Annotated in this window: 18 protein-coding genes; 8 read left to right on the top strand and 10 right to left on the bottom strand. The window is 70.9% G+C overall.

Annotated features, from left to right (window positions below; genetic code table 11):
- Positions 1–37: 37 nt before the first annotated feature.
- From AB0O67_RS13695 to AB0O67_RS13650, 10 genes are all read right to left on the bottom strand, one after another.
- A complete protein-coding gene (locus tag AB0O67_RS13695) occupies positions 38–3,409 on the bottom strand; it encodes a CARDB domain-containing protein (RefSeq protein ID WP_365449477.1) in 3,372 nt (1,123 codons plus the stop codon).
- A 385-nt stretch (positions 3,410–3,794) separates the two neighbouring features.
- A complete protein-coding gene (locus AB0O67_RS13690; RefSeq protein WP_365449475.1) occupies positions 3,795–4,805 on the bottom strand; it encodes a LacI family DNA-binding transcriptional regulator in 1,011 nt (336 codons plus the stop codon).
- 162 nt (positions 4,806–4,967) lie between these two features.
- Positions 4,968–6,572, bottom strand: coding sequence for a glycoside hydrolase family 13 protein (locus AB0O67_RS13685; RefSeq protein ID WP_365449473.1), 1,605 nt, complete (start codon positions 6,570–6,572; stop codon positions 4,968–4,970).
- 111 nt (positions 6,573–6,683) lie between these two features.
- Positions 6,684–7,559 (bottom strand): carbohydrate ABC transporter permease, encoded by an 876-nt coding sequence (locus tag AB0O67_RS13680; protein ID WP_365449471.1) that lies wholly within the window; start codon positions 7,557–7,559, stop codon positions 6,684–6,686.
- A 27-nt stretch (positions 7,560–7,586) separates the two neighbouring features.
- A complete protein-coding gene (locus tag AB0O67_RS13675) occupies positions 7,587–8,546 on the bottom strand; it encodes a sugar ABC transporter permease (protein WP_365449469.1) in 960 nt (319 codons plus the stop codon).
- Between the two features lie 91 nt (positions 8,547–8,637).
- The gene (locus AB0O67_RS13670) at positions 8,638–10,053 is read right to left on the bottom strand and encodes an extracellular solute-binding protein (RefSeq protein WP_365449467.1); all 1,416 of its coding nucleotides are present in this window, start codon (positions 10,051–10,053) and stop codon (positions 8,638–8,640) included.
- Positions 10,054–10,376: 323 nt separating this feature from the next.
- Positions 10,377–11,474: an ABC transporter ATP-binding protein gene (locus tag AB0O67_RS13665; protein WP_365449465.1), complete on the bottom strand. Its 1,098-nt coding sequence runs from the start codon at positions 11,472–11,474 to the stop codon at positions 10,377–10,379.
- The gene (gene modB / locus AB0O67_RS13660; RefSeq protein ID WP_365449463.1) at positions 11,471–12,328 is read right to left on the bottom strand and encodes a molybdate ABC transporter permease subunit; all 858 of its coding nucleotides are present in this window, start codon (positions 12,326–12,328) and stop codon (positions 11,471–11,473) included. The genes AB0O67_RS13665 and modB overlap by 4 nt, the downstream gene beginning before the upstream one ends.
- A complete protein-coding gene (gene modA, locus AB0O67_RS13655) occupies positions 12,325–13,152 on the bottom strand; it encodes a molybdate ABC transporter substrate-binding protein (protein ID WP_365449461.1) in 828 nt (275 codons plus the stop codon). The genes modB and modA overlap by 4 nt, the downstream gene beginning before the upstream one ends.
- 269 nt (positions 13,153–13,421) lie before the next feature.
- Entirely contained in the window at positions 13,422–13,997 is a 576-nt protein-coding gene (locus AB0O67_RS13650) for a CGNR zinc finger domain-containing protein (RefSeq protein ID WP_365449459.1), read from the bottom strand.
- A 128-nt stretch (positions 13,998–14,125) separates the two neighbouring features.
- Between AB0O67_RS13650 and AB0O67_RS13645 the strand changes: the two genes are divergently transcribed.
- The 8 genes from AB0O67_RS13645 to dgoD all read left to right on the top strand — a co-directional run.
- On the top strand, positions 14,126–15,430 hold the full coding sequence (locus AB0O67_RS13645; RefSeq protein ID WP_365449457.1) for an MFS transporter: 1,305 nt from the start codon (positions 14,126–14,128) through the stop codon (positions 15,428–15,430).
- Between the two features lie 498 nt (positions 15,431–15,928).
- Complete coding sequence (locus AB0O67_RS13640; RefSeq protein WP_365449455.1) at positions 15,929–17,218, top strand: extracellular solute-binding protein; 1,290 nt, start codon at positions 15,929–15,931, stop codon at positions 17,216–17,218.
- 1 nt (position 17,219) lies between these two features.
- Positions 17,220–18,155, top strand: a complete 936-nt coding sequence (locus AB0O67_RS13635; RefSeq protein ID WP_365449453.1) for a sugar ABC transporter permease — start codon at positions 17,220–17,222, stop codon at positions 18,153–18,155.
- Positions 18,155–19,006: a carbohydrate ABC transporter permease gene (locus AB0O67_RS13630; protein ID WP_365449451.1), complete on the top strand. Its 852-nt coding sequence runs from the start codon at positions 18,155–18,157 to the stop codon at positions 19,004–19,006. Before AB0O67_RS13635 ends, AB0O67_RS13630 begins: the two co-directional genes overlap by 1 nt.
- A complete protein-coding gene (locus AB0O67_RS13625; protein WP_365449449.1) occupies positions 19,003–21,087 on the top strand; it encodes an alpha-galactosidase in 2,085 nt (694 codons plus the stop codon). Before AB0O67_RS13630 ends, AB0O67_RS13625 begins: the two co-directional genes overlap by 4 nt.
- A 67-nt stretch (positions 21,088–21,154) precedes the next feature.
- On the top strand, positions 21,155–21,931 hold the full coding sequence (locus AB0O67_RS13620; RefSeq protein WP_365449447.1) for an SDR family NAD(P)-dependent oxidoreductase: 777 nt from the start codon (positions 21,155–21,157) through the stop codon (positions 21,929–21,931).
- Positions 21,932–21,990: 59 nt separating this feature from the next.
- The gene (locus tag AB0O67_RS13615; protein WP_365449445.1) at positions 21,991–22,743 is read left to right on the top strand and encodes a FadR/GntR family transcriptional regulator; all 753 of its coding nucleotides are present in this window, start codon (positions 21,991–21,993) and stop codon (positions 22,741–22,743) included.
- Positions 22,740–23,420: galactonate dehydratase (gene dgoD, locus AB0O67_RS13610; protein WP_365449443.1), on the top strand; the 681-nt coding region annotated here is incomplete at its 3' end. The genes AB0O67_RS13615 and dgoD, both read left to right, overlap by 4 nt.

Below are 23,420 nucleotides of genomic sequence, written 5' to 3'. Positions count from 1 at the left end.
CGGCCCGCGGGGAGCGGGCCGCCGCCGGTGCTGTGGATCAGTTGCGAGTGACGACGAACTGCGAGCCCGGCTCGACGCAGACGTCGCTCTCCGCCGAGTTGGTGATGGTCACGTCCGTCAGGGTCGCGCTGCCCCGGGCCCCGCCCATCGCGAGGACGCCGCAGCCGTTGACCGACTTGTCGATGCGGACGTTGGTGATCTTCACGTTCGGCATCGCGCCGCCACCCGTCTTGAACTGGATGCCGTCGTAGGTCGAGTCATGGATCTCGGTGTCACGGATGGTGACCCCCGGGATGTCCGGCCCCTGCGCGAAGAGCGTGATGGCTCCGAACTCCTGCGCCTCGCCCCAGAACGCCCCGCCCGTGCGGTACAGCGCGTTGTTGGCGATGAGGGTCTGCCCGGAGAAGGGCAGCGGGTCGTGGTCGGTCGCCAGCATGATCCCCGGGTAGTTCATGGTGTCGGAGACGACGTTGTTCTCGATCGTGTTGCCGTAGCCGCCGTAGACGGCGATGCCGTTGGCCCGCCAGGGCAGCTGGATCGTGTTGTTGCGGAAGTGGTTGTCGTGGCCGATGTCCACCGACGTGTCCTTGACGTACTTGCTGGCCCAGACGGCCAGGGCGTCGTCACCGGTGTTGCGGAAGGAGGAGTTGTGGACCGTCGAGTTCCGGGTGCCGTTGGCGAAGTTGATGCCGTCGGCGTAGGTGTTGCGGATCCGCATCCCGGTGAACTCCAGGCCGTCGCCCGGACCCCACAGTTCAGGGATGTTGGAGTAGTCACGGCCGGCCCAGACGCCGACGTTGGCGTGCTCGATCCAGACGTTGCTGATCTTGGTGTTCTTGCCGAAGCGGCCGTTGAGGCCGACGCCGCCCTCGGCGTTGCCGTCACCGCCCCGGATGGTGCCGGAGCCGAAGATGGCGATGTCGGAGATCTGCGTGTTGTCGTCGATGTCGAAGCCGAAGTTGCCCTCGTGCGGGTGGTTGATGCCGCCCGCCTCGTGGGGCGGGGTCAGGGTGTACAGCTGGGAGTGCCACATGCCGGCGCCGCGGATCGTCACGTCACGGATGCCGACCTGGTTGTGGGTTCCGCGGTTGAGCGGGTCGTCGGTCAGGATCTTCTGCTCCTGGCGCCACTGTCCGGCCGGGATCCACACGCAGGCGATCTCGCCCTTCTGGTCGGCGGTGACGGCGCGCTGGATCGCGTCGGTGTCGTCGATGCCGTCGTTGGGGACGGCGCCGTACTCGGTGATGGAGGTGCACGCCGCGGGCTTGGCCGCCGGGGGCGCGACCTGCTCCAGGTCGACGAGGTCGACGATGTAGAAGGGGGCGGTGTCGCCCGCGTCCCGCTGGAGGCGGAACTTGGTGCCCGCCGGGTACGACTGGGTCAGCAGGGCGTGCGACTCGTCGAAGAGGCGCCGCGCGTCGCCGCCGGGCCGGTTGGTGAGCCCCTCGGGGTCGTCGGTGCTGCCGTAGAGCCAGCTGTGCTTGGAGGAGAGCGTCAGCTTCCGGACGAAGGTGCCGTCGGCGTAGAGGCTGATGGTGGCCTCGCGACCGCCGCCGGCCGCGGCGTCGGGAATGGAGTTGCGCACGACGACGGAGTTGGCGGCGCCCGCCGAGGTGAACTCCACGTAGTCGCCGGTGTTGTCGAGGCGTACCGACTGGCGGCCGGAGGACTCGGTGGCGAAGTTGGTGTGCCCGAAGGTGCGCTTCTTGTCGGCGGTGAGCAGCGTTCCGCTGTAGCGGGCGTCCTCGGCCTCGTACTCGGTGTACGGGACGGCGGCTCCGCGTCCGACGACGATGGAACGGGCGAAGACGTTGTTGTTCTCGTCGGTCTCGGCGACCGTGCCCGTGGCGTCGGCCGTGGCGGTCAGGGTCGCGGCGCCGTTCGTGGCGGTCCAGGTGCCGCCGATGGCGACGGCGGCCGTCTGCCCCGCGGCGATCGCTCCGGTCGTGCCCTGCAGGGTGGTGCCGCCCACGGTGAGGCGGGTGACGGTGCCGGCCGGGACCGCGCTGGTGCCGCGGTTGTTGACCGCGACCGTGAAGGAGACGGGCGCGCCGGCCGCGGGGGCCGCCGGGTTGGTGGTGATCGCGGTGACCCGCAGGTCGGGGCCCGGGCTCTGGGCGACCGTCAGCTTGGTCGCCGCGGTGCGGCTGTTGTTGCTGTTGTCGAGTTCGGTGACGGTGTCCGTGGGGTCGACCGCGGCCGAGACGGTGTACGCGCCCATGGGGCGCCGGCCGACGGGGACGCTGACGGTGGTGGAGGCGCCGGCGGCGAGCGCGGCGACCGGGGCGGAACCGGCGACGGCGCCCTCGACGCTGACGTTGACGGTCGTCGCGGGGGCGGGGGCGGTGCCGGCGTTGCGCACGGTGGCCCGGACCGTCACGTCGTCCGCCTCGCTCGGCGAGGCCGGGGTCCATGTCAGGTCGGTGACGACGAGGTCCGGCTGGGGCGTGGCCTTGCCGAGGACCTGGAACTCGGCGACCTGGGCACCGGGGGCTCCGGTGTTGGAGAAGAACGTGAGCCGGACGTCGGCGACGCGGCCCGTCACCGGGATGACGACGGAGTTCTGCCCGGAGGAGGGGTTGAAGGCGTAGTTGGCGCGGGCCTTGAGGGTGGTGAAGCCGGAGGCGCCGTCCGCGCGGCCGAGAACCTCCAGGGACTGGGTCCGCGCTCCCCAGATCTGGTCCGGGTTCAGCTTGACGACCACGGCCTCGACGTCCGCGTCGGAGCCGAGGTCGACCGTCAGGCCGGCCGGGAAGCCCGCCGACTCCCAGTAGGTGCCGGTGTTGTCGTCGTTGGCGTTCGACGCCACGTAGTTCTGGGTCGTCGAGGTCGCCTCGATCGGCTTGTTCCGTGCCAGGTTCGTCCCTTCGACCGGCGGGTCGACCGGGCCCGAGTCGTCCTCGCCGTAGACCTCCAGCTCGGACAACTGGGCGGCGTTCCAGCCCGAGTTGGCCGCCACCTGCACCCGGACGAACCGGGCGGTGCTGGTGGGCAGGTCGATGTTCGCGGTGTTCGCCGCGGACGGGTCGAAGGAGCGCGCCTGCCCGGCGGCGAGGGTGCTGAAGGAGTTTCCGTCGGTGCTGCCGAGGACGGCGAGCGTCTGGGAACGCGTCTCCCATCCGGTGGGCAGCTTCAACGCGACGCGATCCAGGGAGATTTGGGCGCCCAGGTCGACCTGCACCCACTGCGGGAAGGAGCCGGTGGGGCCTTCCCAGTACGACTGCTGGCTTCCGTCGGTGACATTGGCCGCCGGGTAGCCGCTGTGCGCTGCCCCGGCCGTCGCCGCTCTGCCGAGGGCGAGGTTGGTCTCCGCCGCGGCGTACGCGGGGATGGGTAGCAGTCCGACGGCGATCAGGCCCGCTGTCAGCAGACCGACCCCCAGCCTCCTGCTCGGATGTGTGCCTCTCATGGTGGCCTCTCCACGATCCGGGCGCAGCGCATGACCTCTCGCCCCCCACCGGGCTCGGATGCGAACGCGCGCACGCGAAGGCCTGGAAGAGGAACGATGAGGTCACGCGCGGGACCCAGCATGACTCCAATAAGGAACGGCGACGGCAGGACGATTTCTTGAGTAAATCTGTGACTCATTTGCATCGCCAGGGTGACAGGTTTCTACTGCGTGATGGCTTTGTCAACGGTTCCGTCATGCACACGGCAGAGCACGCGCACCGGAACGACGAACGGCACCGGAATCGGGGCCGCTCAGAGCGGCGGCGATACCGGTGCCGTCGGGTGACGCGAAGTCACATGGGACGCGCCGTCAGGCGCCGAGAAGGTGCGACGCCCCGGGTCGCTCAGCGGACGGGCGGCGGAGCGGTCGATCCGCGCACGACGAGCTCGGGCTCGAAGAGCAGCTCGCCGGGGTGGGCCTGGGTCCCCTGGATCTGGGCGCAGAGCAGATCGACCGCCGCGCGTCCCATGGCCTCGATGGGCTGGCGCACCGTCGACAACGGCGGCTCCGTGCAGGTCATGAACGCGGAATCGTCGAAGCCGATGACCGACACCTCGGCGGGGACCGAAAGCCCTCGCCGGCGGGCGGCCCTGATGGCCCCGAGGGCGAGCGGGTCGCTGGCGCAGACGATGCCGGTGACCCCCCTCTCCAGCAGCCGCGCCGCCGCGGCCTGCCCTCCCTCCAGGGAGAATATCGACCGCTCGACGAACTCCTCGGCCCACGGCATGTCCGCGGCCTTCGCCGCCGCCCGGGCGGCCTCCAGCTTGCGACGCGACGGCACGTGATCGGCGGGACCGAGGACCAGTCCGATCCGCTCGTGGCCCAGCGAGGCGAGGTGACGCCAGGCCTGCTCGACGGCGACGGCGTCGTCGCAGGCGACACAGGGGAAGTCGAGCCCCTCTATCGAGGCGTTGATCAGGACGACGGGGATCTTGCGCTCCGCCAGCTGGTGGTAGTGGTCGTGCGGCGCGTCGGCCTGCGCGAACAGACCTCCGGCGAAGATCACGCCCGAGACCTGCTGCTGGAGCAGCAGGTCCACGTAGTCGGCCTCGGAGACGCCTCCGCGGGTCTGCGTGCACAGCACGGGAGTCAGCCCCTGCTGCGCGAGCGCGCCTCCGATGACCTCGGCGAACGCCGGGAAGATCGGGTTCTGCAGCTCAGGGAGCACGAGGCCGACGAGCCGGGCGCGCTCTCCGCGCAGCTGGGTCGGCCGCTCGTACCCGAGGACGTCGAGGGCCGTGAGCACGGACTGACGGGTCGCCTCGGAGACCCCGGGCTTGCCGTTGAGGACACGGCTGACCGTCGCCTCACTGACACCCACTTTCTTCGCCACCTGAGCAAGTCGTCGCGTCATAAACGCAAGGGTAGCGCAATTTCAATGCAAGATGTGCAAGCGGATTGCACTCCTTCCCTTCCGGAATCCATCGATCCCGCAAGCGCGGGCTCCCTCGTGGCAGCTCGCGGCGCGCCCTGTCCGCGCCCCCGTGCGGCGCGGGCAGGGCGTCTTGCCGCCGGTTCAGGCCCGCAGCCACACCGCGGTGTCCTGCGGCAGCGTTCCGTCGGCGTGCAACGGTCCGCTGGCGAGGAGCAGCCGCCTGTGCGGCGGCAGGACGGCCGGCCGGTCCGAGAGGTTGACGACGCAGAGCAGGCCGCCCGCCCGGGCGAAGGAGAGGACACCGTCCTCGGCCGGCTGCCAGGTCATGGCGCCGTCGCCGAAGCCCGGCTCGGAGCCGCGCACCGTCAGGGCCTCGCGGTACAGCGTGAGCATCGACTCCGGGTCGGTGCGCTGCCGGTCGACGGCGTAGCGGTCCCAGTCCTGCGGCTGCGGGAGCCATGGCTGCGGCGTCGCTCCGAAGCCGTACGACGGTGCCTCGGCCTCCCAGGGCAGCGGGACACGGCAGCCGTCGCGGCCCGGGTCGACGCCGCCGGAGCGGAAGTGCATGGGGTCCTGGATACGGGCCGGCGGTATGTCGGCCTCGGGCAGGCCCAGTTCCTCGCCCTGGTAGAGGTAGACGGAGCCGGGCAGAGCGAGGGTGAGCAGGGCCGCGGCGCGGGCGCGCCGGGTGCCGAGGGTGAGGTCGGTGGGGATGCCGAAACGCTTCTTGGCGAAGTCGAAGCCGGTGTCCTCGCGGCCGTAGCGGGTGACGGTGCGGGTGACGTCGTGGTTGCACAGGACCCAGGTGGCGGGGGCGCCGACGGGGGCGTGCTCGGCGAGGGTCGCGTCGATGGTGCCCCGCAGCCGGTCGGCCTCCCAGGGGCAGGTGAGGAAGTTGAAGTTGAAGGCGGTGTGGAGTTCGTCGGGACGAAGGTAGCGGGCGAAGCGTTCGGCGTCGGGCAGCCACACCTCGCCGACGAAGACGGCTCCGTACTCGTCGGCGATCGCTCGCCAGGAGCGGTAGACGACATGCAGGTCGTCCTGGTCGATGTAGGGGTGGGGGTCGACGCCCTCCACGAAGTCGGCGAGCGCGGGGTCCTTCACGAGCAGTGCGGCGGAGTCGATCCGTACCCCCGCGACACCGCGCTCGAACCAGAAGCGGAGCACCTCCTCGTGTTCCCTGCGGACGTCCGGGTGGGCCCAGTTGAGGTCGGGCTGCTCGGGGGTGAACAGGTGCAGGTACCACTCGCCGTCGGGAACGCGGGTCCAGGTGGTGCCGGAGAACTGGGAGGGCCAGTCGTTGGGCGGGAGTTCGCCGTTCTCGCCGCGTCCGGGCCGGAAGTGGAAGCGCTCCCGCTCGGCACTGCCGGGTCCGGCCGCCAGCGCCGCCTGGAACCAGGCGTGCTGGTCGGAGACGTGGTTGGGGACGATGTCGATGATGACCCGGATACCGAGGGCGGCGGCCTCGGCGATCAGCTTCTCGGCCTCGTCGAGGGTGCCGAAGGCAGGGTCGATGGCGCGGTAGTCGGCGACGTCGTAGCCGCCGTCGACCATCGGGGAGGCGTACCAGGGGGTGAACCAGACGGCGTCGATGCCGAGTTCGGCGAGATACGGCAGTCTCGCCCGGACGCCCGCGAGGTCCCCGGTACCGTCGCCGTCGCCGTCGGCGAAGCTGCGGGGGTACACCTGGTAGATGACCGCGTCACGCCACCAGGCGTCGGTGCGGGGCGAGTGAGGGGCTGCCACGGGGCATTCCTTTCGGGCAGGGTGGATCTTCGCCGCCGACCCGGACAGCGGGGCGTCGGACAGGCCGGCGGCGAAGGCTTCGGGAAGAGCGGTGGACCGGGCGTGCGGGCGTCAGCCCTTGAGGCCGCCGGCGGTGAGGCCGCTCATGATGTTGCGCTGGAAGACCAGGAAGATCAGCAGGGTGGGCAGGGAGGCGATGGTCAGCGCGGCGATGAGCACGTTCACCGGGACGCCGTTGGAGAGCGAGTAGATGCCGACGTTGAGCGTCTGCTTCGCGGGGTCGGGCAGGGTGAGCATCGGCCAGAGGAAGTCCTTCCAGACGCCGACGACCGCGAAGATCGACACCACACCGAGGATGGGCCGGGAGATCGGCAGCACGATCGACCACAGGGTGCGGACCGGGGACGCGCCGTCCATGGCCGCGGCGTCGAGGAGTTCCTTCGGGATCGAGTCGAAGAACCTCTTCAGCAGGAAGATGTTGAAGGCGTTGGTGACGGACGGCAGCCAGATCGCCCACGGGGTGTTCAGCAGGTTCCGCTCGACGATCGGCACGTCCAGGACGGTCAGGTACTGCGGGACGACGAGCACGGTCGCCGGGATCATCAGGGTGGCGAGCATCATGCCGAGGATCGCCTTGCCCAGCACCGGGCGCAGCTTGGACAGCGAGTACGCGGCCGCCACGTCGAGGACCAGTTGGAAGGCGAGCGCGCCGAAGGCGTAGTAGAGGGTGTTGAACAGCAGGGAGGACAGGTCCATGACCTCCCAGGCACGACTGTAGTTCTCCGGAGTGAAGCTCCCCGGAACCAGGGTCGGCGGTGTCTGGATGACTTCCTGGGCGTCCTTGAAGCCGCTGGAGACGAGCCAGTACAGCGGTCCGAGGAAGACCAGGGTGAAGCCGCCTACGACCAGGGTGAAGACGGTCCAGTAGGCGGCCTTGGCACGGGGCTTGGCGCGCTGGGCCGGCGAGATGAGCGTACGCGTGGACATGGTGTCTTCCTCTGTCTCTCTCCTGGCCTACTCGTCCTCGGCGCGGCTGAGCTTCACGTACGCCGCCGAGAAACCGGCGAGCAGTACGAGCAGGAGCAGGCCGAGCGCGGCCGCGGCACCGTAGTTGTTGAAGTTGAAGGCGTACTGGTAGATGAGGTAGACGACCGTGGTCGTGGACCCCTCCGGGCCGGCGCCGCCGGTGAGCAGGAACGGCTCGACGAAGACCTGCATCGTCGCGATGATCTGCATCAGCAGCATCAGGGAGAGGATGAGGCGCGTCTGCGGGATGGTGACGTGCCAGATCTTGCGGAAGAGGCCCGCGCCGTCGAGTTCGGCCGCCTCGTACAGCTCGCCGGGAATGCCCTGCAGGGCGGCGAGGTAGACGAGTGCGGCGCCGCCCATGTTCATCCAGGTCGAGGCGATGACGACGGAGAGCATGGACAGGTCCGGGTCCTGGAGCCACTGCTGCTGGGGCAGGTGCAGGAAGCTCAGCAGCTCGTTGAGGAGTCCGTATCCGGGGTCGTAGAGGTACTTGAAGAGCAGGACGGACGCGACCGGCGGGAGCATCACCGGCAGGTAGACCAGCAGCCGGAGGTAGCCCTGTCCGTGGTGGAACTCGTTGATGACGATCGCCACGACGAACGGGACCGCGAAGCCGAGGATCAGCGCCAGCACGGTGAACAGGAGCGTGTTGCGCCACGCCTGCCAGAAGGCCGGGTCGTTGAAGACGGTGGTGAGGTTCTCCAGTCCGACCCAGGTCGTCCGTCCGCCCTCGGTCTTCTGGAAGGCCAGCAGGAACTCCCTGACCATGGGATACCACGAGAACACCGCGAAGCAGACGACGGCTCCGATGAGGAAGCCGTGTGCTGTGAGATTGCGCCGCAGGCTCTTGGCGAACCGGCCACCTGGCGGTACGGGACCCGCCTCACGCGGCGTGGAGTGGCGGGGAGGTCTCGCCTTGCTCGGGGTCAGGCTGGGGGCCGACATCGTCGCTCCTCGGTACTGAACTTGCCTGTCTGCTGCCGGGGCTGCCGCCGCCGGGCGGGGCGGCCGCGGTGGGCCGGCCCGCCCGGTCATGTCACTGGTTGGCCAGGACCTGGTTGACCTGCGCCTCGGCGGTGGAGAGGAGCTCGTCGACGTCGGCGTCCTTGTTGGTGAGGATGCCGGACATCACGTTGTCGAGGACCTTGTAGATCTCCTGCGCCTTCGGCGGCTCGGCCTTGCCCGCGACGGGGTTGTCCATGAACGTCTTGAAGTTGGCGACCGGCATGGTGGCGTGCTCGGCGCGGGCGGCGTCGTCCTTGGCCTTGGACTCGTTCAGCCAGAAGTTGGGCTGCGGGACACCGACCGGCAGGCCGTCCGCCTTGGCGCGCGCCCAGTCGAACTGGCCCTTGCCGACGGTGAGGTTCTTGAAGTTGAGCCAGGCGACGGCGGCCTTGATCTTGTCGCCGGAGATGCCCTGCTTGATCATGTAGTTGTTGCCGCCGGCCAGGGTGTTCTTGCCGCCGGGTATCGGGCCCATGCCGAAGTTCTCGTACTTCGCGCCGAGTTGCTGGACCATGTACGCGATGTCGTCGGGGGCGGCGAGGAACATGCCGAGCTTGTCGGTCGCGATCTGCTTCTGGAGGTCACCCCACTTCAGCAGCTGGGTCTTGCCCATGCTGTCGTCCTCCCACCGCATGGCGTGGAGGTTCTCGGCGACCTGCTTGCCCAGTTCGTTGTTGAAGGCGGCCTTCTTGCCGCTCGCGTCCACGATGTCACCGCCGAGGCTGTACATCTGCGCGGTGAAGTGCCAGCCGCCCGTGTTGCCCGCGCTGTACTCGCCGAAGCCGGCCGTGCCCTTGCCGAGGCCGGCGATCTTCTTGGCCGCGGCGCGGACCTCCTCCCAGGTGCGCGGCGGGCTGTCGGGGTCGAGGCCGGCCTGCTCGAAGAGCTTGCGGTTGATCAGCAGGCCCATCGTGTAGTTGCTGGTGGGCAGTCCGTAGAGCTTGCCGTCGTGCTTGAGCGAGCCGAGGACGTTCGGGTCGATGTCCTTCAGCGCCGGCACGGACTTGTCGTTGACGTACGCGGTGATGTCGGCGGCGCCGTCGTTGTCGAGCACCTGCGCCAGGTCGGTGAAGTAGGTGTAGAACACGTCCGGCTGGGACTTGGCCTTGAGCATGGCCGTGAAACGCGGCGGCTCCAGGCACTGGCCGGGGGTGGAGCGGCCCTCGATGGTGACGTTCGGATAGGTCTTGTTGAACTCGGCGACGTCCTCCTTCCACTCCTTGAGTTCCGCCGCCTTCGCCGCCGGAGGCATGCAGTCGATGGTGATCGTCACCTTCGTCTTCGGGTCCAGCGGGGTGGACGGATCGGACGAACCGCTCCCCTCGGAACCGCCGTCGTTGTTGTCGCTGCTGCTCGTGCCGCAGGCGGCGAGGGCGGTCAGCGTGAGGGCGGAGACGAGGGCGACCGCGCCGGCGCGGCGGGTACGGCGGAACCGGGCACTTCTCATGGTGGACCCCTTCGGGCATGAACGTGGAGGTCGCCCCACCACCGGACGGCTGATGCGTTGTGGGGCGGGCCACACTCAACCACCCCCGACAAGTGAACGCAAGATATCGCGCCAATTTCGTAATTGCTCGACAAAGGAGTGTCAGAGCGGGTGCGGATCACTCCGATCAGTCAACCGACCCCCGCAAGGCCCGCACCTGCCCAGGGCCGGCGGCCGGAAGGACGGTCCGTGCCAAGTCGGTCCGTGCGAAGTCGGTCCGCGCGAGGGCATGCCGACAGCCGGCTGCCCCTTTCATGGGGCGGCCGGTGATCGTGCCGGACTGCTCAGGCGGGGTACGCGTGCGTCTGCGTTGCCTTCACCGTCGCCCAGACCGCGCCGCCGGGGCGGAGCTCCAGTTCGGCGGCGGCGACGGTGGTGAGGTCGGCGGCGAGAGGCAGTTCGCCGGTGAGGGCGGCCCGGATCTGGTCGCCGTGGGTCTCCAGGCCGGCGACCTCGCAACGCCAGAGGTTGCGGGCGCTGGAACCGGCGGGACGTTCCCGGTGCAGGGTGACCGCGCTGGGCGGGAAAGCGACGAAGACCGGGCCGGTGAGCTCCTCGGTCGTGGTGATCGCGGGTCCGTCGTCGACCTGGACCGCGTGCCCTTCTGCCTGCCCCCGGTAGAGGTTGAGGCCCACCAGGTGGGCGATGTAGTCGGTGCGCGGATGACGGGCGATGTCCGCCGGGGTGCCCTCCTGGACGACGTGGCCGTTCTCGACGACGACGAGGTGGTCGGCCAGGACCATCGCGTCCAGCGGGTCGTGCGTGACCAGTACGGCGACCGCCTCGAAGCCGGCCAGATGGCGGCGGAGTTGGGCGCGGACGTCGAGGCGGGTGCGGGCGTCGAGGGCGGCGAGCGGCTCGTCCAGCAGCAGCAGGCGCGGCTGCGTGGCCAGGGCACGGGCGAGCGCGACGCGCTGGGCCTGGCCGCCGGAGAGACGGCGGGGCTTGATGGACGCGTGCGCGGCCAGGCCCATACGGTCCAGCAGAACGGCGGCCTGCGCGCGGGCCTCCGCCTTGGTGGCGCCCTGGCAGCGCGGCCCGAAGGCCACGTTGTCGAGCGCGGTGAGGTGGGGGAAGAGCAGGTAGTCCTGGAAGACGACCCCGACCGGACGGGACTCGGGCGGCGTACGGTCCAACTCGGCGCCGTCCAGCCGGAGATGGCCGCCGGTGAGCGGGACGAGGCCGGCGAGTGCGCGCAGCGCGGTCGTCTTCCCGGCACCGTTGGGACCGAGGAGCGCGACCACGTCACCGGGCGCCGCGGTCAGCGCCACGTCGAGCCGGAAGGCGCCGCGCTCGACCACGAGCCGGGCGTCGAGACCCGTACCGGCAGGGGCCGCGGCGTCGGCGGCGGCGTGCGAGGTGGTCTTCTCGGTGTCGGTCATGAGGCCGTCATCCAGCGGTCACGCAGTCCCGCCAGCACCGCGATCGACACGGCGAGCAGGACCAGGCTGAGGGCGATGGCCGCCTCCGGGTCGCTCTGGAGCGCGAGGTAGACGGCCAGCGGCATGGTCTGGGTACGGCCGGGGAAGTTGCCGGCGAAGGTGATGGTCGCGCCGAACTCGCCGAGTGCCCTGGCCCAGGCGAGCACGGCGCCCGCCGCGATGCCGGGGGCGATCAGGGGCAGGGTGACGCGGCGGAACGCCGTGAAGCGGGAGGCACCCAGTGTCGTGGCGGCCTCCTCGTAACGCGGGTCGGCGGCGCGCAGGGTGCCCTCCACGCTGATGACGAGGAAGGGCATCGCGACGAACGCCTCGGCGACCACGACCCCTGCGGTGGTGAACGGCAGCGTGAGCCCGAACCAGTCGTCCAGCCACCGTCCCACGACCCCGTTGCGGCCGAGCGCCATCAGCAGCGCGACGCCGCCCACCACGGGGGGCAGGACGAGCGGCAGTGTCACCAGGGCGCGGACCAGCCCACGTCCCGGGAACTCGACCCGGGCCAGCAGCCAGGCCAGTGGCACCCCGATCACCAGGCTCACCGCGGTCGCCGCGGTCGCGCAGACCAGGGACAGCTGGAGGGCCTGCCACACCTCGGGGCTGGTGAGCAGGTCCGGCATGCTCCCCCAGGGGGCCCTGATCAGCAGGGCGAGGAGCGGCAGGGCAAGGAACGCCAGGCCGATCAGCGCGGGCAGCAGGAGGGGCAACGGCGCGCCCCGGCCGGCGCGGGCGCGACGGCGCCGCGGCCCACCGGTCTGGGCGTCCGCGGCGTCGGCCTTGCCCGGGGAGGAACCGGTCACGGCTTGAGGAACCCGGCCTCGTTCAGGACCTTCTGGCCCTCGGCGGACTGCACCAGCTCGATGAACGCCTCGGCGGCCTCGGTGTTCTGCGAGCTCTTCAGCAGCGTGATCGGGTAGTCGTTGACGGCGTCGGCCGATTCGGGGAAGTCCACGCCCTCCACCTTGTCACCCGCCGCACGCACATCGGTCCTGTACACGACCGCCGCGTCGGCCTCCTTGAGCACCACCTTGTTGAGGGCGGACTTGACGTCCTCCTCGTAGGACACCGGCGTGAGCTTCAACTTGCTCGCGTCCAGGACCTTTTGCGCGGCGGAGCCGCACGGCACCGCCTCGTCGCACAGCACGACCTTCAGCTTCGGGTCGGTGAGGTCTTCGAGGGAGGAGATCTTGTCCGGGTTGCCCGGCAGGGTGGCGATCTCCAGCTGGTTGCGGACGAAGGTGGTGGGCGTACCGGAGGCGTCCCCCGCGTCCGTGACGATCTTCATCGTCCTCGGGCTGGCCGAGGCGAACACGTCGGCGGGGGCGCCGCCGGTGATGCTCGCGGCCAGCGCGTCGCTGCCGCCGAAGCTGAACGTCACCTTCGTGCCCGGATGCTGCTTCTCGAACTCCTTGCCCAGCGTCGTGAAGCTCTCCTTCAACGAGGCGGCGGCGAACACGGTCACCTCTCCGGACACCTTGCCGGAGGCGTCGGCCGACGGGGAGGAGCCCGACGTGGCCGACGCGGAGTCGCCGGAGGACGAGCAGGCACTCAGGGCCAGCAGGGCGGCGGCACCTGCGCCGGTCACCTGCAGCACCCGCCGGGTCCGGCGCACGGAACGGGTCATCACGGGTCCACTCCCTCTGGTCCTGACGCACTCAGCCACGGTCGGTAGGTGCGCCTACGCCGATGATACTGACGCATATGCGAGGCGAAAGTCCCCTGTCGCTTCGCATGAGCCGCATTCTGTCTCAGCCGACATGGCATGTGCGTTTGTACGGGAAGCGAGTTCGGGTACGGTCTCGGCGCAGGTGGCCAGCCCGTGAGTCAACCCTCGCGGCGCCAGGCCGACGGTGCCCGACCTGCTCCGTACTGCCGCTGTGGCAGCCTCCGGCGTCAGGCCTCGCGGCCGGCCTTCCTGCGCGCTCGATAGGCGGCCACGTTGTTCCTGTTGCCGCAGATTTCGTAGGAGTGCCACCGCTGGGTGCGGCTACGGGTGGTGTCGTAGAAGGCGTCGCCGCAGCGTTCGTTCGCGCAGACGCGGATGCGCGGCCAGGTGCCGTCTTCGACGAGCTCAGCCACCGCGAGGGAGATGCCGCCGACCACGGGGTCACCGGCCACCTGACGCATCCGTACCGCCCCGGGGGCCGAGAAGTCCTGCCGCAGCGTCACCGAGGCGGCGCGGTCGGTGAGGTCCGCCCAGCCGTCCGCCGCCTCCGCGGGGTCCTGCGCGGTGACAAGGCGCAGCAGGATCTCGCGCAGCGCGCGGACCTCCGCGATGCGCTCCGGTGACGGCGGATCGGCGCCGGGCTGACCGAACGGGCGCAGGACGGCGCCCGCCGTCTCCGGAGTCCTGAGCACGTCCGGTAGGGGGTGCGCGGTCCGGTGCGAGCGGGAATTCAGCAGGTCCACGACCGCCTCGGCCGCGGCGGGGACCTGCCGAGCGGGCTGCGAACCTCGGCCTCTGGTCACCTCACCACCGTAACGCACAGGGTCTATCCCAAAAGGGGATTACATCGGCGGCCGTGCGCGTTAGGGCGTAAGCCACTAAGAATATTTGCCCATTACATTCCCACGCGCCCCTCCGAGGAGAGACCCACGTGTACTCCAAGCTCCCCGCGAGGCGGATGCCGCGCCAGGTCGGCTTCTGGCTGCTGGCCGTCACCCTGCTGTCGATTCTGGCCGCGTCCGCCGCCCCTTCCCCGCTCTACGTCGTCTACCAGGAGCGATGGGGCTTCTCGCCGACCGTGCTCACCGCGATCTTCGCGATCTACGTCGTCGCCCTGCTGGTCGCGCTGCTGACCGTCGGCGGGCTCTCCGACCACGTCGGCAGGCGGCCCGTGCTCGCCGCCGCGCTGGTCGCGGAGGCGGCGTCCATGGTCGTGTTCCTCACCGCCGACGGTGTCGGGCCGTTGCTGATCGCGCGGACCCTGCAAGGCCTCGCGACCGGCGCCGCGACCGGCGCCCTCAGCGCCGGGCTGCTGGATCTCCAGCCGTCGCCCACCTCGACACTGGGCCCGCTGCTGAACAGCCTCGCCCCCGCCTCCGGCCTGGCCGCCGGGGCGCTGGGCACCGGGCTGCTGGTGCAGTACGCCCCCGCTCCGACCGCGCTGGTCTTCGCCCTGTTCACCGCGCTCTTCGTGCTGCTCGCCGCGGCGGTGTTCCTGCTGCCCGAGCCGGTCACGCCCCGCCCGGGCGCCTGGGCCTCGCTGCGGCCGCGGGTGTCCGTGCCGCCCGAGGCCCGCGGAACCTTCCTGGCGGCGGTGCCCGCTCTGATCGCCACCTGGGCGCTGGGCGGCCTCTACCTCGCGCTGGGCCCGTCGCTGACCACGGAGGGCCTGCACGTGGACAACCATCTGGTCGGCGGCCTGGTGGTGACGACCCTCTTCGGCGCGGGGGCCGCCGCCTCCCTGGTGGTGCGCGGCGCGGCGCCGCGGCGGGTGATCGCCGCCGGGTCCGTGGCGCTCGCCATCGGGACCGCTCTCACCCTGCTCGCCCTCGCCGCGTCGTCGACGCCCTTGTTCTTCTTCGCCACCGCCCTGGCCGGCGCAGGCTTCGGCAGCACCTTCCTCAGCGCTTTCCGCTCGCTCGCGACACTGGCCGGCCCCAAGGACCGGGCGAAGCTGATCGCCGCGGTCTACGTCGTCAGCTACCTGGCCCTGAGCGTGCCGGCCGTGCTCGCGGGACTCGCGGTACCGTCGCTCGGCCTGACCACCACGACGACGATCTACGGCGCCGGGGTCATCGGGCTAGCACTGCTGGCCACCGCGTCCACATCACTCGTCCGCAAGCCGCCCGCCACGCCCCTGGTGGCAGTGGCCTCCTCGGCGGACCGGGACGTCGCGCGCGGCCAGGCCGAGGAGGCCGTGAGGACCGCGAAGTCAGGACGGCGGTCCCGCAGCTGATCGCCCCAGGGTGACCGACGCGTCCATGACCCTGGTGGACGCTGGACGCCGAGGGTGCGGCGGCCGGGTGGACGCGGGCCGCCCGGCCGCGAAGGTCGTGGGCGGCCCCGCGTGATGCCCCGTCAAGTGAGGGCGGCGGGGCGCCTTCGACAGGCGTGCGTGGGGCAAAAGGCTCTGGCGCGCGGGGACTTCTGTCAACCCTCCGGCACCGCCCCGGCTCCACTTTCCATTAAATTAGGAATTAATATTGACAGGGTTCCGGCCGCGCGCCACAGTCTTCGCCGTGACGCCGCCGACCCCCTGACGGCGCCCGGCAGGGTGGCGCGGCCGACGTGACCTCCCGCCGAGTCGACGGCCACGCCCACCGGACCCACTTCAAATAAATTAGTAATTATTCTTGACGTGGCGGGAGTGCCACGCGAACCTGGATCAGCGCGAGAGGGGCCGGGCCCCCTGACGGCCGAAGTCCGACTCACGCGGATCCGCAAGGAGTTCTCCATGACCAACCTCCAGACCAGCCGACGCCGGTTCCTGGCCGGCCTCGGCGCCGCCGGGACGACGGCGCTGCTCAGCGGCTGCGTCACCTCCACCTCCTCGGGCAAGAGCTCCTCCTCCGAAGGCGCGGTGACCCTCCAGTCCAACCTCTCCGCCCCGCAGGCCAAGGACGCGATGGAGGACCTCGTCGCCGCGTACGGGAAAAAGGGGTCCGGGCGCGCCAGCCTCAACACCGTCGCCGCGGAGACCTTCCGCACCCAGCTGCCGACGTACCTCACCTCCGCCAACCCGCCGGACGTGTACACCTGGTACCCCGGCTCGGTCGCGGAAGCGTACGCCAAGAAGGACCTGCTGCTCGACCTCGGCGAGGTCTGGGATTCACCGGACCTGAAGAAGTACTCCAAGGCCCTGAACAGCCTGTGCACGGCGAGCTCCGGCAAGAAGGTGTTCGTGCCCACCACCTACTACTGGTGGGGCATGTTCTACCGGAAGTCCCACTTCGCCAAGTGGGGCGTGAGCGAGCCGCAGAGCTGGGACGACTTCCTCGACCTGTGCGACAAGCTCAAGAGCAAGGGCGTCGACCCCATCGGGCTCGGCGCGGGCGGCAACACGCCCTGGGTGGCCTCGGCCTGGTTCGACTACCTCAACATCCGGATCAACGGCGCCGACTACCACCGCAAGCTGCTCGCCGGTGAGCACCGCTTCGACGACCCCGAGGTCCGCAGGGTCTTCGACCGCTGGCAGGAGGTGCACCCGTACTTCGATCCGAACGGCACCGCCGTCGCCTTCCAGGACGCCACGACCTCCCTGCTCAACGGACGTAGCGGCATGATGCTGATCGGCACCTTCTTCGCCGACGCCGCGCCCAAGGAAGCCCTCGACGACATCGATTTCTTCCGGTTCCCCGTCATCGACCCGAAGGTCCCGCTGGCCGAGGAGGCCCCCACCGACGGCTACTTCGCCAGCGCCCGCACGGGCCGCGGCGACCAGGTCGTCGACCTGCTGCGCTACCTCGCCACCGCCGAGGCCCAGGAGATCTACATCAAGGGATCGTCGGGCACCGCGCTGCCGACCCACCCGGACGCGAAGGACGCCGGCACCGCCCTGGTGAAGAAGGGCCGCGCCCACGTGGCGGAGGCCACCGAGATCACCCAGTTCTTCAACCGGGACTCCAGCGACGCCCTCCAGCCCACGGCCGACGTCGCGCTGACCAAGTTCCTGGCCGAGCCCAAGTCCGTCGGCGGCATCCTCACCGACTGGCAGCGCGACGCCGAGAAGATCTGGCGGGGCTGACGTGGCCGTCCTGACCGCCCCGGAACGCAAGGCCCCGGCCCGGCAGCCGCACCGTGCCGGGCGGGGCCGGGGCCCCCGCCGTACCCCTCCGCTGGTGCTCGTCTTCGTCCTCGTCCCGCTGCTGGCGGAGGCGCTGTGGGTGTTCTGGCCGGCCCTTCAGGGCTTCTACCTCTCCCTCACCCGCTGGGACGGCGTCTCCACCCCGCAGTTCGTCGGACTGGACAACTTCCAGGAGATGGCGGGCGACGAGGTCTTCCTCGGCGCGGCCGGCAACACCGTGCTGTGGCTGGTGCTGTTCGGCGGCCTGTCCGCACTGCTCGGCCTGGCCACCGCGCTGCTGCTCCAACAGGAGCGGCGCGGCGTCGGCTTCTACCGCGCCGCCCTGTTCCTGCCCGTCGTCTTCTCCCTGGTCGCCACCGCACTGGTGTGGCAGGCGATCTACCAGCCCGACGGCGTCCTGAACCAGCTCCTGGAATCCGTCGGCCTCGGCAGCCTGCGCCACGCCTGGCTCGCCGACCAGGACACCGCCCTGTACGCGGTGATCGTGCCCGCGCTGTGGCGGCAGATCGGCTACGTCATGGTCCTGTACCTGGCCGGCCTGAAGGGCATCGACCCGGCCCTCTACGAGGCGGCGAAGGTCGACGGCGCCTCGGCCTGGCAGCGCTTCCGCCATGTCACCCTGCCTCAACTGCGTGGCGTCAACGCCGTCGTCCTGTCCGTCATCATCATCGACTCCCTGCGCTCCTTCGACGTCGTGTGGGCACTGACCCGCGGCGGCCCCTACCACTCGTCCGAGCTGCTGAGCACCTACATGTACTCGACCGCCTTCCAGTCCCTGCGCCTGGGCTACGGCTCCGCCCTGGCCGTCGTCATCTTCGTCCTGGCCTTCGGCGTCATCTGCTCCTACCTCGTCCGCGCGTTCCGGGAGGCCGACTGATGGCCCTCTTCTCCGCGGCACCGCGCCGCAAGCAACGAGCCGCGACCGCGGCGTTCCACCTGGGGGCCGGTTCACTGGCCGTCCTGTGGCTGCTGCCCATCGCGCTCGTCCTGGTGACCAGCCTGCGTTCCTTCGACGACATCGCCGCGCACGGCCTGGGCAGCTGGCCCCGTTCCTTCACCCTCGCCAACTACGGTCAGGCCTGGGTCGACGGCGGCCAGCAGCGCGCCCTGATCAACAGCCTGGTGGTCTCCGTGCCCTGCGTCCTGGTGACGCTGGCCCTGGCCGCGATGGCCGCGTTCGGCCTCAGCCGCTACGAACTGCCCTTCCGGCGTTCGCTGTTGCTGCTCATGCTCGCCGGCAACCTCCTCCCGCCGCAGATCCTGCTCATCCCGGTATCGAAGCTCAGCGAGCTGTTGGGGGTCTACGACACCCTGCCCGCCCTCATCGGGGTGCAGATCGGGTTCGGCGTCGGCTTCTACGTCTTCGTCCTGCACGGCTTCATGCGTGGCATACCGCCCGAGATCCAGCAGGCGGCGGTCGTCGACGGCGCGGGTCCCTGGCAGATCTTCTGGCGCATCATCCTGCCCCTGACACGCCCCGCGCTGGCCGCGCTGAGCGCGCTGTCGTTCACGTGGATCTTCAACGACCTGCTGTGGGCGATCACCGTGCTGCGCAGCGACACCAAGATGCCGATCACGGCGGCACTGATCGGGCTCCAGGGACAGTACGTGTCGATGTGGAACGTGATCGCCGCCGGTTCGGTCATCGCGGCCGCGCCCACCGTGGCGGTTTTCCTGCGGTTCCAGCGGCACTTCGTGGCCGGCCTCAATCTGGGAGCGGTGAAGTGACAGACACCCGGCGCTGGACCCTGCGCACGGAGAACACCGGCTACACGGTCCGCCTCTCCCCCGACGGCCCGTGGGCAGAACTCGACGCCTGGGGCCCCCTCGGCGTCGAGGACGGCCCCTCCGCCCTCGACTGGTCGCACCGCACGCACTTCATCACGCCCGCGGACGCCGCGCCGGCCGAGTACGTCCCCCACGGCCTGCGCCCGTTCACCGGCGCCGACCTCGTGGCCTCACGTCCGGGCGCGGAACGCGGCGTGTGGTGGGAGTTCGCGTCGGCGGAGGAAGGGGACGGGACCCTGCGCCTCGCCTTCGCCGACGACGTCCTGGGCCTGCGCACCGTCCTGTGCTACGAGTCCGTGCCCGGGACGGACGTGGTCCTGCGCTGGACCGAACTGACCTGCACCGGCGACGAGGAACTGCGCCTGGAACGGGTCGACTCGGCCGGGGTGAACATCCCCGTCACCGGCACCGCACGGCTGACGTATCTCACCGGCCAGTGGTCGCAGGAGTTCCAGCGCACCCAACTCGACCTGCCGAGGGGCACCTTCGCCATGGGCAGCGTCCAGGGCGTCCCCGGACACGCCTACGCGCCCTGGCTCGCGGTGCAGGACGGAACGGCGGAGGCGGCCTACGGCCTCGCCCTTCAGTGGCCGGGCAACTGGCACATGACCGCGGAGGCCGAGCCGGGCGGCGCCGTCCGTGTCCGCGCCGGGCGGGTCCCGCACGAGGGCGCCGTGTTCCTGGCCCCCGGCGAGACCCTCGCCACCCCGCGGCTCGCCTGCGCCTTCAGCCCCGACGGACTCGACGGACTCGCCCGCGTCTGGCACCGCTACGAACGCCACCTCACCGGCGAGCGCCTCGACCGTCCCCGCAAGGTCCTCTACAACTCCTGGGAAGCCACCGGGTTCGACGTCGACGCGGCAGAGCAGCTGGAGCTGGCCAAGGTCGCCGCCGACATCGGGGCCGAGCTGTTCGTCGTGGACGACGGCTGGTTCACCGGCCGCGGCGACGACACGGGCGGCCTGGGCGACTGGTACCCGGACCCGGCCGCGTTCCCGCACGGCTTCGGCCGGTTCGTCGACGACGTCCGGGCGCTGGGGCTGGACTTTGGCCTGTGGGTCGAGCCCGAGGCCGTCAGCCCGGCCAGCCGTCTGTACGCCGAACATCCCGAGTGGGTGTACCGGATCGACGACCGCCCGGCCCGGCTGGTCCGCAACCAGCTCCTGCTCGACCTCGGCCGCGCGGACGTCCAGGACTTCGTGATCGCGACGCTCGACCGGCTGCTCACCGAGCACCCCGTCAGCTACCTCAAGTGGGACATGAACCGGCCGCCCACCGAGCGCGGCCGTCCCGGCACCGGACACGCCGACCACCTCGATCTGGACGCCCGGCACGTCGCGGGATATCTCCGGGTCCTGGACCATCTGCGCGCCGCCCACCCCGACGTCACCGTCGAGGGCTGCGCCGGCGGCGGTGGCCGCATCGAGCACGCCACGATCGCGCGCACCGATGTCGTCTGGCCCAGCGACAACACCGCCCCGCTGGACCGGCTGGCGATCCAGCACGGCTTCCTGCACGCCCACGCCCCGCACGTCATGAGTTCCTGGGTCACCGACGCCCCCGGCGTCTTCGACCCGCGCCCGCGCAGCCTCGCCTTCCGCTTCGTCAACGCCATGTGCGGCGTCCTCGGCATCGGCGCCGACCTGCGCGCCTGGACGCCGGAACAGCGTGCCGAGGCCGCCCGGTGGATCGCCCGGTACAAGGACGTACGGGACGTCGTCCACCGAGGCGAGGTCCACCTCCTGGGCAGCCCGGCGGACCCCACCTTCGGGGTGCAGTACGACGCTCCAGAGGCGGGCCGCACGGTCGTCGCCGCGCTCAGCACGGGACGTCTCGACGGGGCTCCCCTCGTGCCCGGTCGCCCCGCGCGGCTGCGGCTGCGAGGGCTCCAGCCGACGGCGCGCTACCGGGACGCCGCGGCGGAACGGACGTACAGCGGAGCTCATCTGCTGCACCATGGGCTGCCCTTCGCCTGGAGCGCCGCCCACGATGCCGAGCTGGTGGTGCTGACCCGGCTGTGAGCCCTTACGACATATGTTTCCAGGACGACCGACCAGTCGTTCCGCGCCCGCGAAGGAGTCCAGCCCCATGACGGACCAGCCCGCACCACGGCCCGGTGCCCGCTTCACCGGGCGTACGGCCGTGATCACCGGGGCGGCCTCCGGGATCGGAGCCGCCACGGCCGCACGCCTCGCCGAGGAGGGCGCGGCGGTCGTGCTCGCCGACATCGCCGAGGAGCAGGGCGAGGCCGTCGCCGAGCGTATCGCCGAGGCCGGCGGCCGGGCCCGGTTCGTACCGGCCGACGTCTCCGCGGAGGACGACTGGACGCGGATAGCCGCCGCCGCGCACGACTTCGGTCCCGTAGGCCTCCTCGTCAGCAACGCCTACACGGTCGAGGTGACACCGGCGCACGCCATGTCCCTCACCTCGTGGCAGCGGCAGCTCGCCGTCAACCTCACCGGCAGCTTCCTCGGCGTCCGGGCGATGCTGCCCGACCTGCGGGACCGCAGGGGGGCCGTGGTGCTGACCTCGTCCGTCCACGCGCACCGGGGCATCCCCGGCCATCCCGCCTACGCCGCCACCAAGGGCGCCCTGCTGTCCCTGTGCGGCCAGTTGGCCGTCGAGTACGGGCCGGAGGTGCGCGTCAACGCCGTGGTACCGGGTCCGATCCTGACCGCCGCCTGGGACAGGGTGACGCCCGAGGACCGGGAGCGCAGTGTCGCCGAGACGGCCGCCCGCCGCTTCGGCACCCCCGAGGAGGTGGCCGCGGCCATCGCCTTCCTCGGCGCCGACGAGGCCTCGTACATCACCGGGACGTCGCTCGTGGTGGACGGCGGCTGGAGCGTCGTGAAGGCCTCCGCATGATCCCGTGCCTCCTCACGAGCTCCTCTCCCGCGCCCCCCACAGCAGAAAGGCTGTAGACGATGACGCCCTATGCCCGCCGCGGCGTGCATGGCCAGACCGTGGAAGTGCTCGCCCGCCGCATCCTCGGCGGTGAGATCCCCGAGGGCAGCACGCTGGACCTGGTGGCGCTCCAGAGCGAGTTGGACGTGAGCCTGACCGCCCTGCGCGAGTCGCTGAAGGTGCTGGCCGCCAAGGGGATGGTCGACGCCCGCCAGCGGCGCGGTACCTTCGTCCGCCCCCGCGCCGAGTGGAACCTGCTCGACGCCGACGTGCTGCGCTGGCAGTTCGAGGGCGGCCGCACCACCGAAGCCGACCAGTTCCTGCTGCGCAACCTCGCCGAGGTGCGCGCCATCATCGAACCGGCCGCCGTGCGCCTGGCCGCCGAGCGCCGCACCGATGCCGACCTGGCCGCCCTGGACGGCGCGCTGGCGGCCATGGAGGAGGAGGACTCCGACGCCGCCCACGCCGTCGACGCCGACCTCGCCTTCCACCGCGCCCTGCTCGCCGCCACCCACAACGAGCTTCTCGAACGCATGGAGATGGTGATCGAGTCCGGCCTGGCCCACCGCGACCGCATCGTGCACAGCTCGCCGCACAGCGGGGACCCGGTCCCGGCGCACCGCGCCGTACTGGACGCCGTCCGCGACCGTGACCCGCGCGCCGCCGAGGCCGCGATGCGCGCCCTGCTCGACCAGGCGGGCCGCGATCTGGACCGGGTCGGCACCACCGACGACGAGACGCAGGACAAGACGGAAGGCGCCCGCCCTCAGTGAAGATCACCCGTATCGAGACCTTCCTCGTCCCGCCGCGCTGGCTGTTCTGCCGCGTCGAGACCGACGAGGGCGTGGTCGGCTGGGGCGAACCCGTCGTGGAAGGACGCGCCGAGGTCGTCCGGGCCGCCGTCGACGTCCTGGCCGAATACCTCGTCGGGCAGGACCCCCTGCGCATCCAGGACCACTGGCAGGTGCTGACCAAGGGCGGCTTCTACCGCGGCGGCCCCGTCCTCTCCAGCGCCGTCGCAGGGCTTGACCAGGCCTTGTGGGACATCGCCGGGAAGACGTACGGCGCCCCCGTGCACGCCCTCCTCGGCGGGCCGGTGCGCGACCGGGTCCGGGTCTACGCCTGGATCGGCGGCGACGAACCCGCCCAGATCACCGAGCAGGCGGCGGCCCAGGCCGAGGCGGGCTTCACCGCGGTGAAGATGAACGCGGCCGGAGCCACGGCGCCGGTCACCACCGTCGCCGAGACGGCCGCGGTCGTCGCCCGTGTCGCCGCCGCCCGCGAGGCGCTCGGCCCCGACCGTGACGTCGCGGTCGACTTCCACGGCCGCTTCACCGCGGCCGGCGCCCGTCGCGTGCTGACCGAACTCGCGCCTCTGCACCCTCTGTTCGTGGAGGAGCCCGTCCTCCCCGAACAGGGCCATCTGCTGCCCGGCCTGGTGGCCGCGAGC

Source organism: Streptomyces sp. NPDC086077 (assembly GCF_040686175.1).
Taxonomy (GTDB): domain Bacteria; phylum Actinomycetota; class Actinomycetes; order Streptomycetales; family Streptomycetaceae; genus Streptomyces.
This window is presented reverse-complemented; position numbering and strand designations above follow the sequence as displayed.

Bases quoted from the DNA above. Each gene is read 5' to 3' on its own strand.
- AB0O67_RS13630 (WP_365449451.1), top strand. From the start codon at position 18,155: ATGGCCCTCTTCTCCGCGGCACCGCGCCGCAAGCAACGAGCCGCGACC.
- AB0O67_RS13615 (WP_365449445.1), top strand. From the start codon at position 21,991: ATGACGCCCTATGCCCGCCGCGGCGTGCATGGCCAGACCGTGGAAGTG.
- AB0O67_RS13690 (WP_365449475.1), bottom strand. From the start codon at position 4,805: ATGACGCGACGACTTGCTCAGGTGGCGAAGAAAGTGGGTGTCAGTGAG.
- AB0O67_RS13665 (WP_365449465.1), bottom strand. From the start codon at position 11,474: ATGACCGACACCGAGAAGACCACCTCGCACGCCGCCGCCGACGCCGCG.
- modA (WP_365449461.1), bottom strand. From the start codon at position 13,152: ATGACCCGTTCCGTGCGCCGGACCCGGCGGGTGCTGCAGGTGACCGGC.
- AB0O67_RS13670 (WP_365449467.1), bottom strand. From the start codon at position 10,053: ATGAGAAGTGCCCGGTTCCGCCGTACCCGCCGCGCCGGCGCGGTCGCC.
- AB0O67_RS13640 (WP_365449455.1), top strand. From the start codon at position 15,929: ATGACCAACCTCCAGACCAGCCGACGCCGGTTCCTGGCCGGCCTCGGC.
- AB0O67_RS13675 (WP_365449469.1), bottom strand. From the start codon at position 8,546: ATGTCGGCCCCCAGCCTGACCCCGAGCAAGGCGAGACCTCCCCGCCAC.
- AB0O67_RS13620 (WP_365449447.1), top strand. From the start codon at position 21,155: ATGACGGACCAGCCCGCACCACGGCCCGGTGCCCGCTTCACCGGGCGT.
- AB0O67_RS13680 (WP_365449471.1), bottom strand. From the start codon at position 7,559: ATGTCCACGCGTACGCTCATCTCGCCGGCCCAGCGCGCCAAGCCCCGT.
- AB0O67_RS13695 (WP_365449477.1), bottom strand. From the start codon at position 3,409: ATGAGAGGCACACATCCGAGCAGGAGGCTGGGGGTCGGTCTGCTGACA.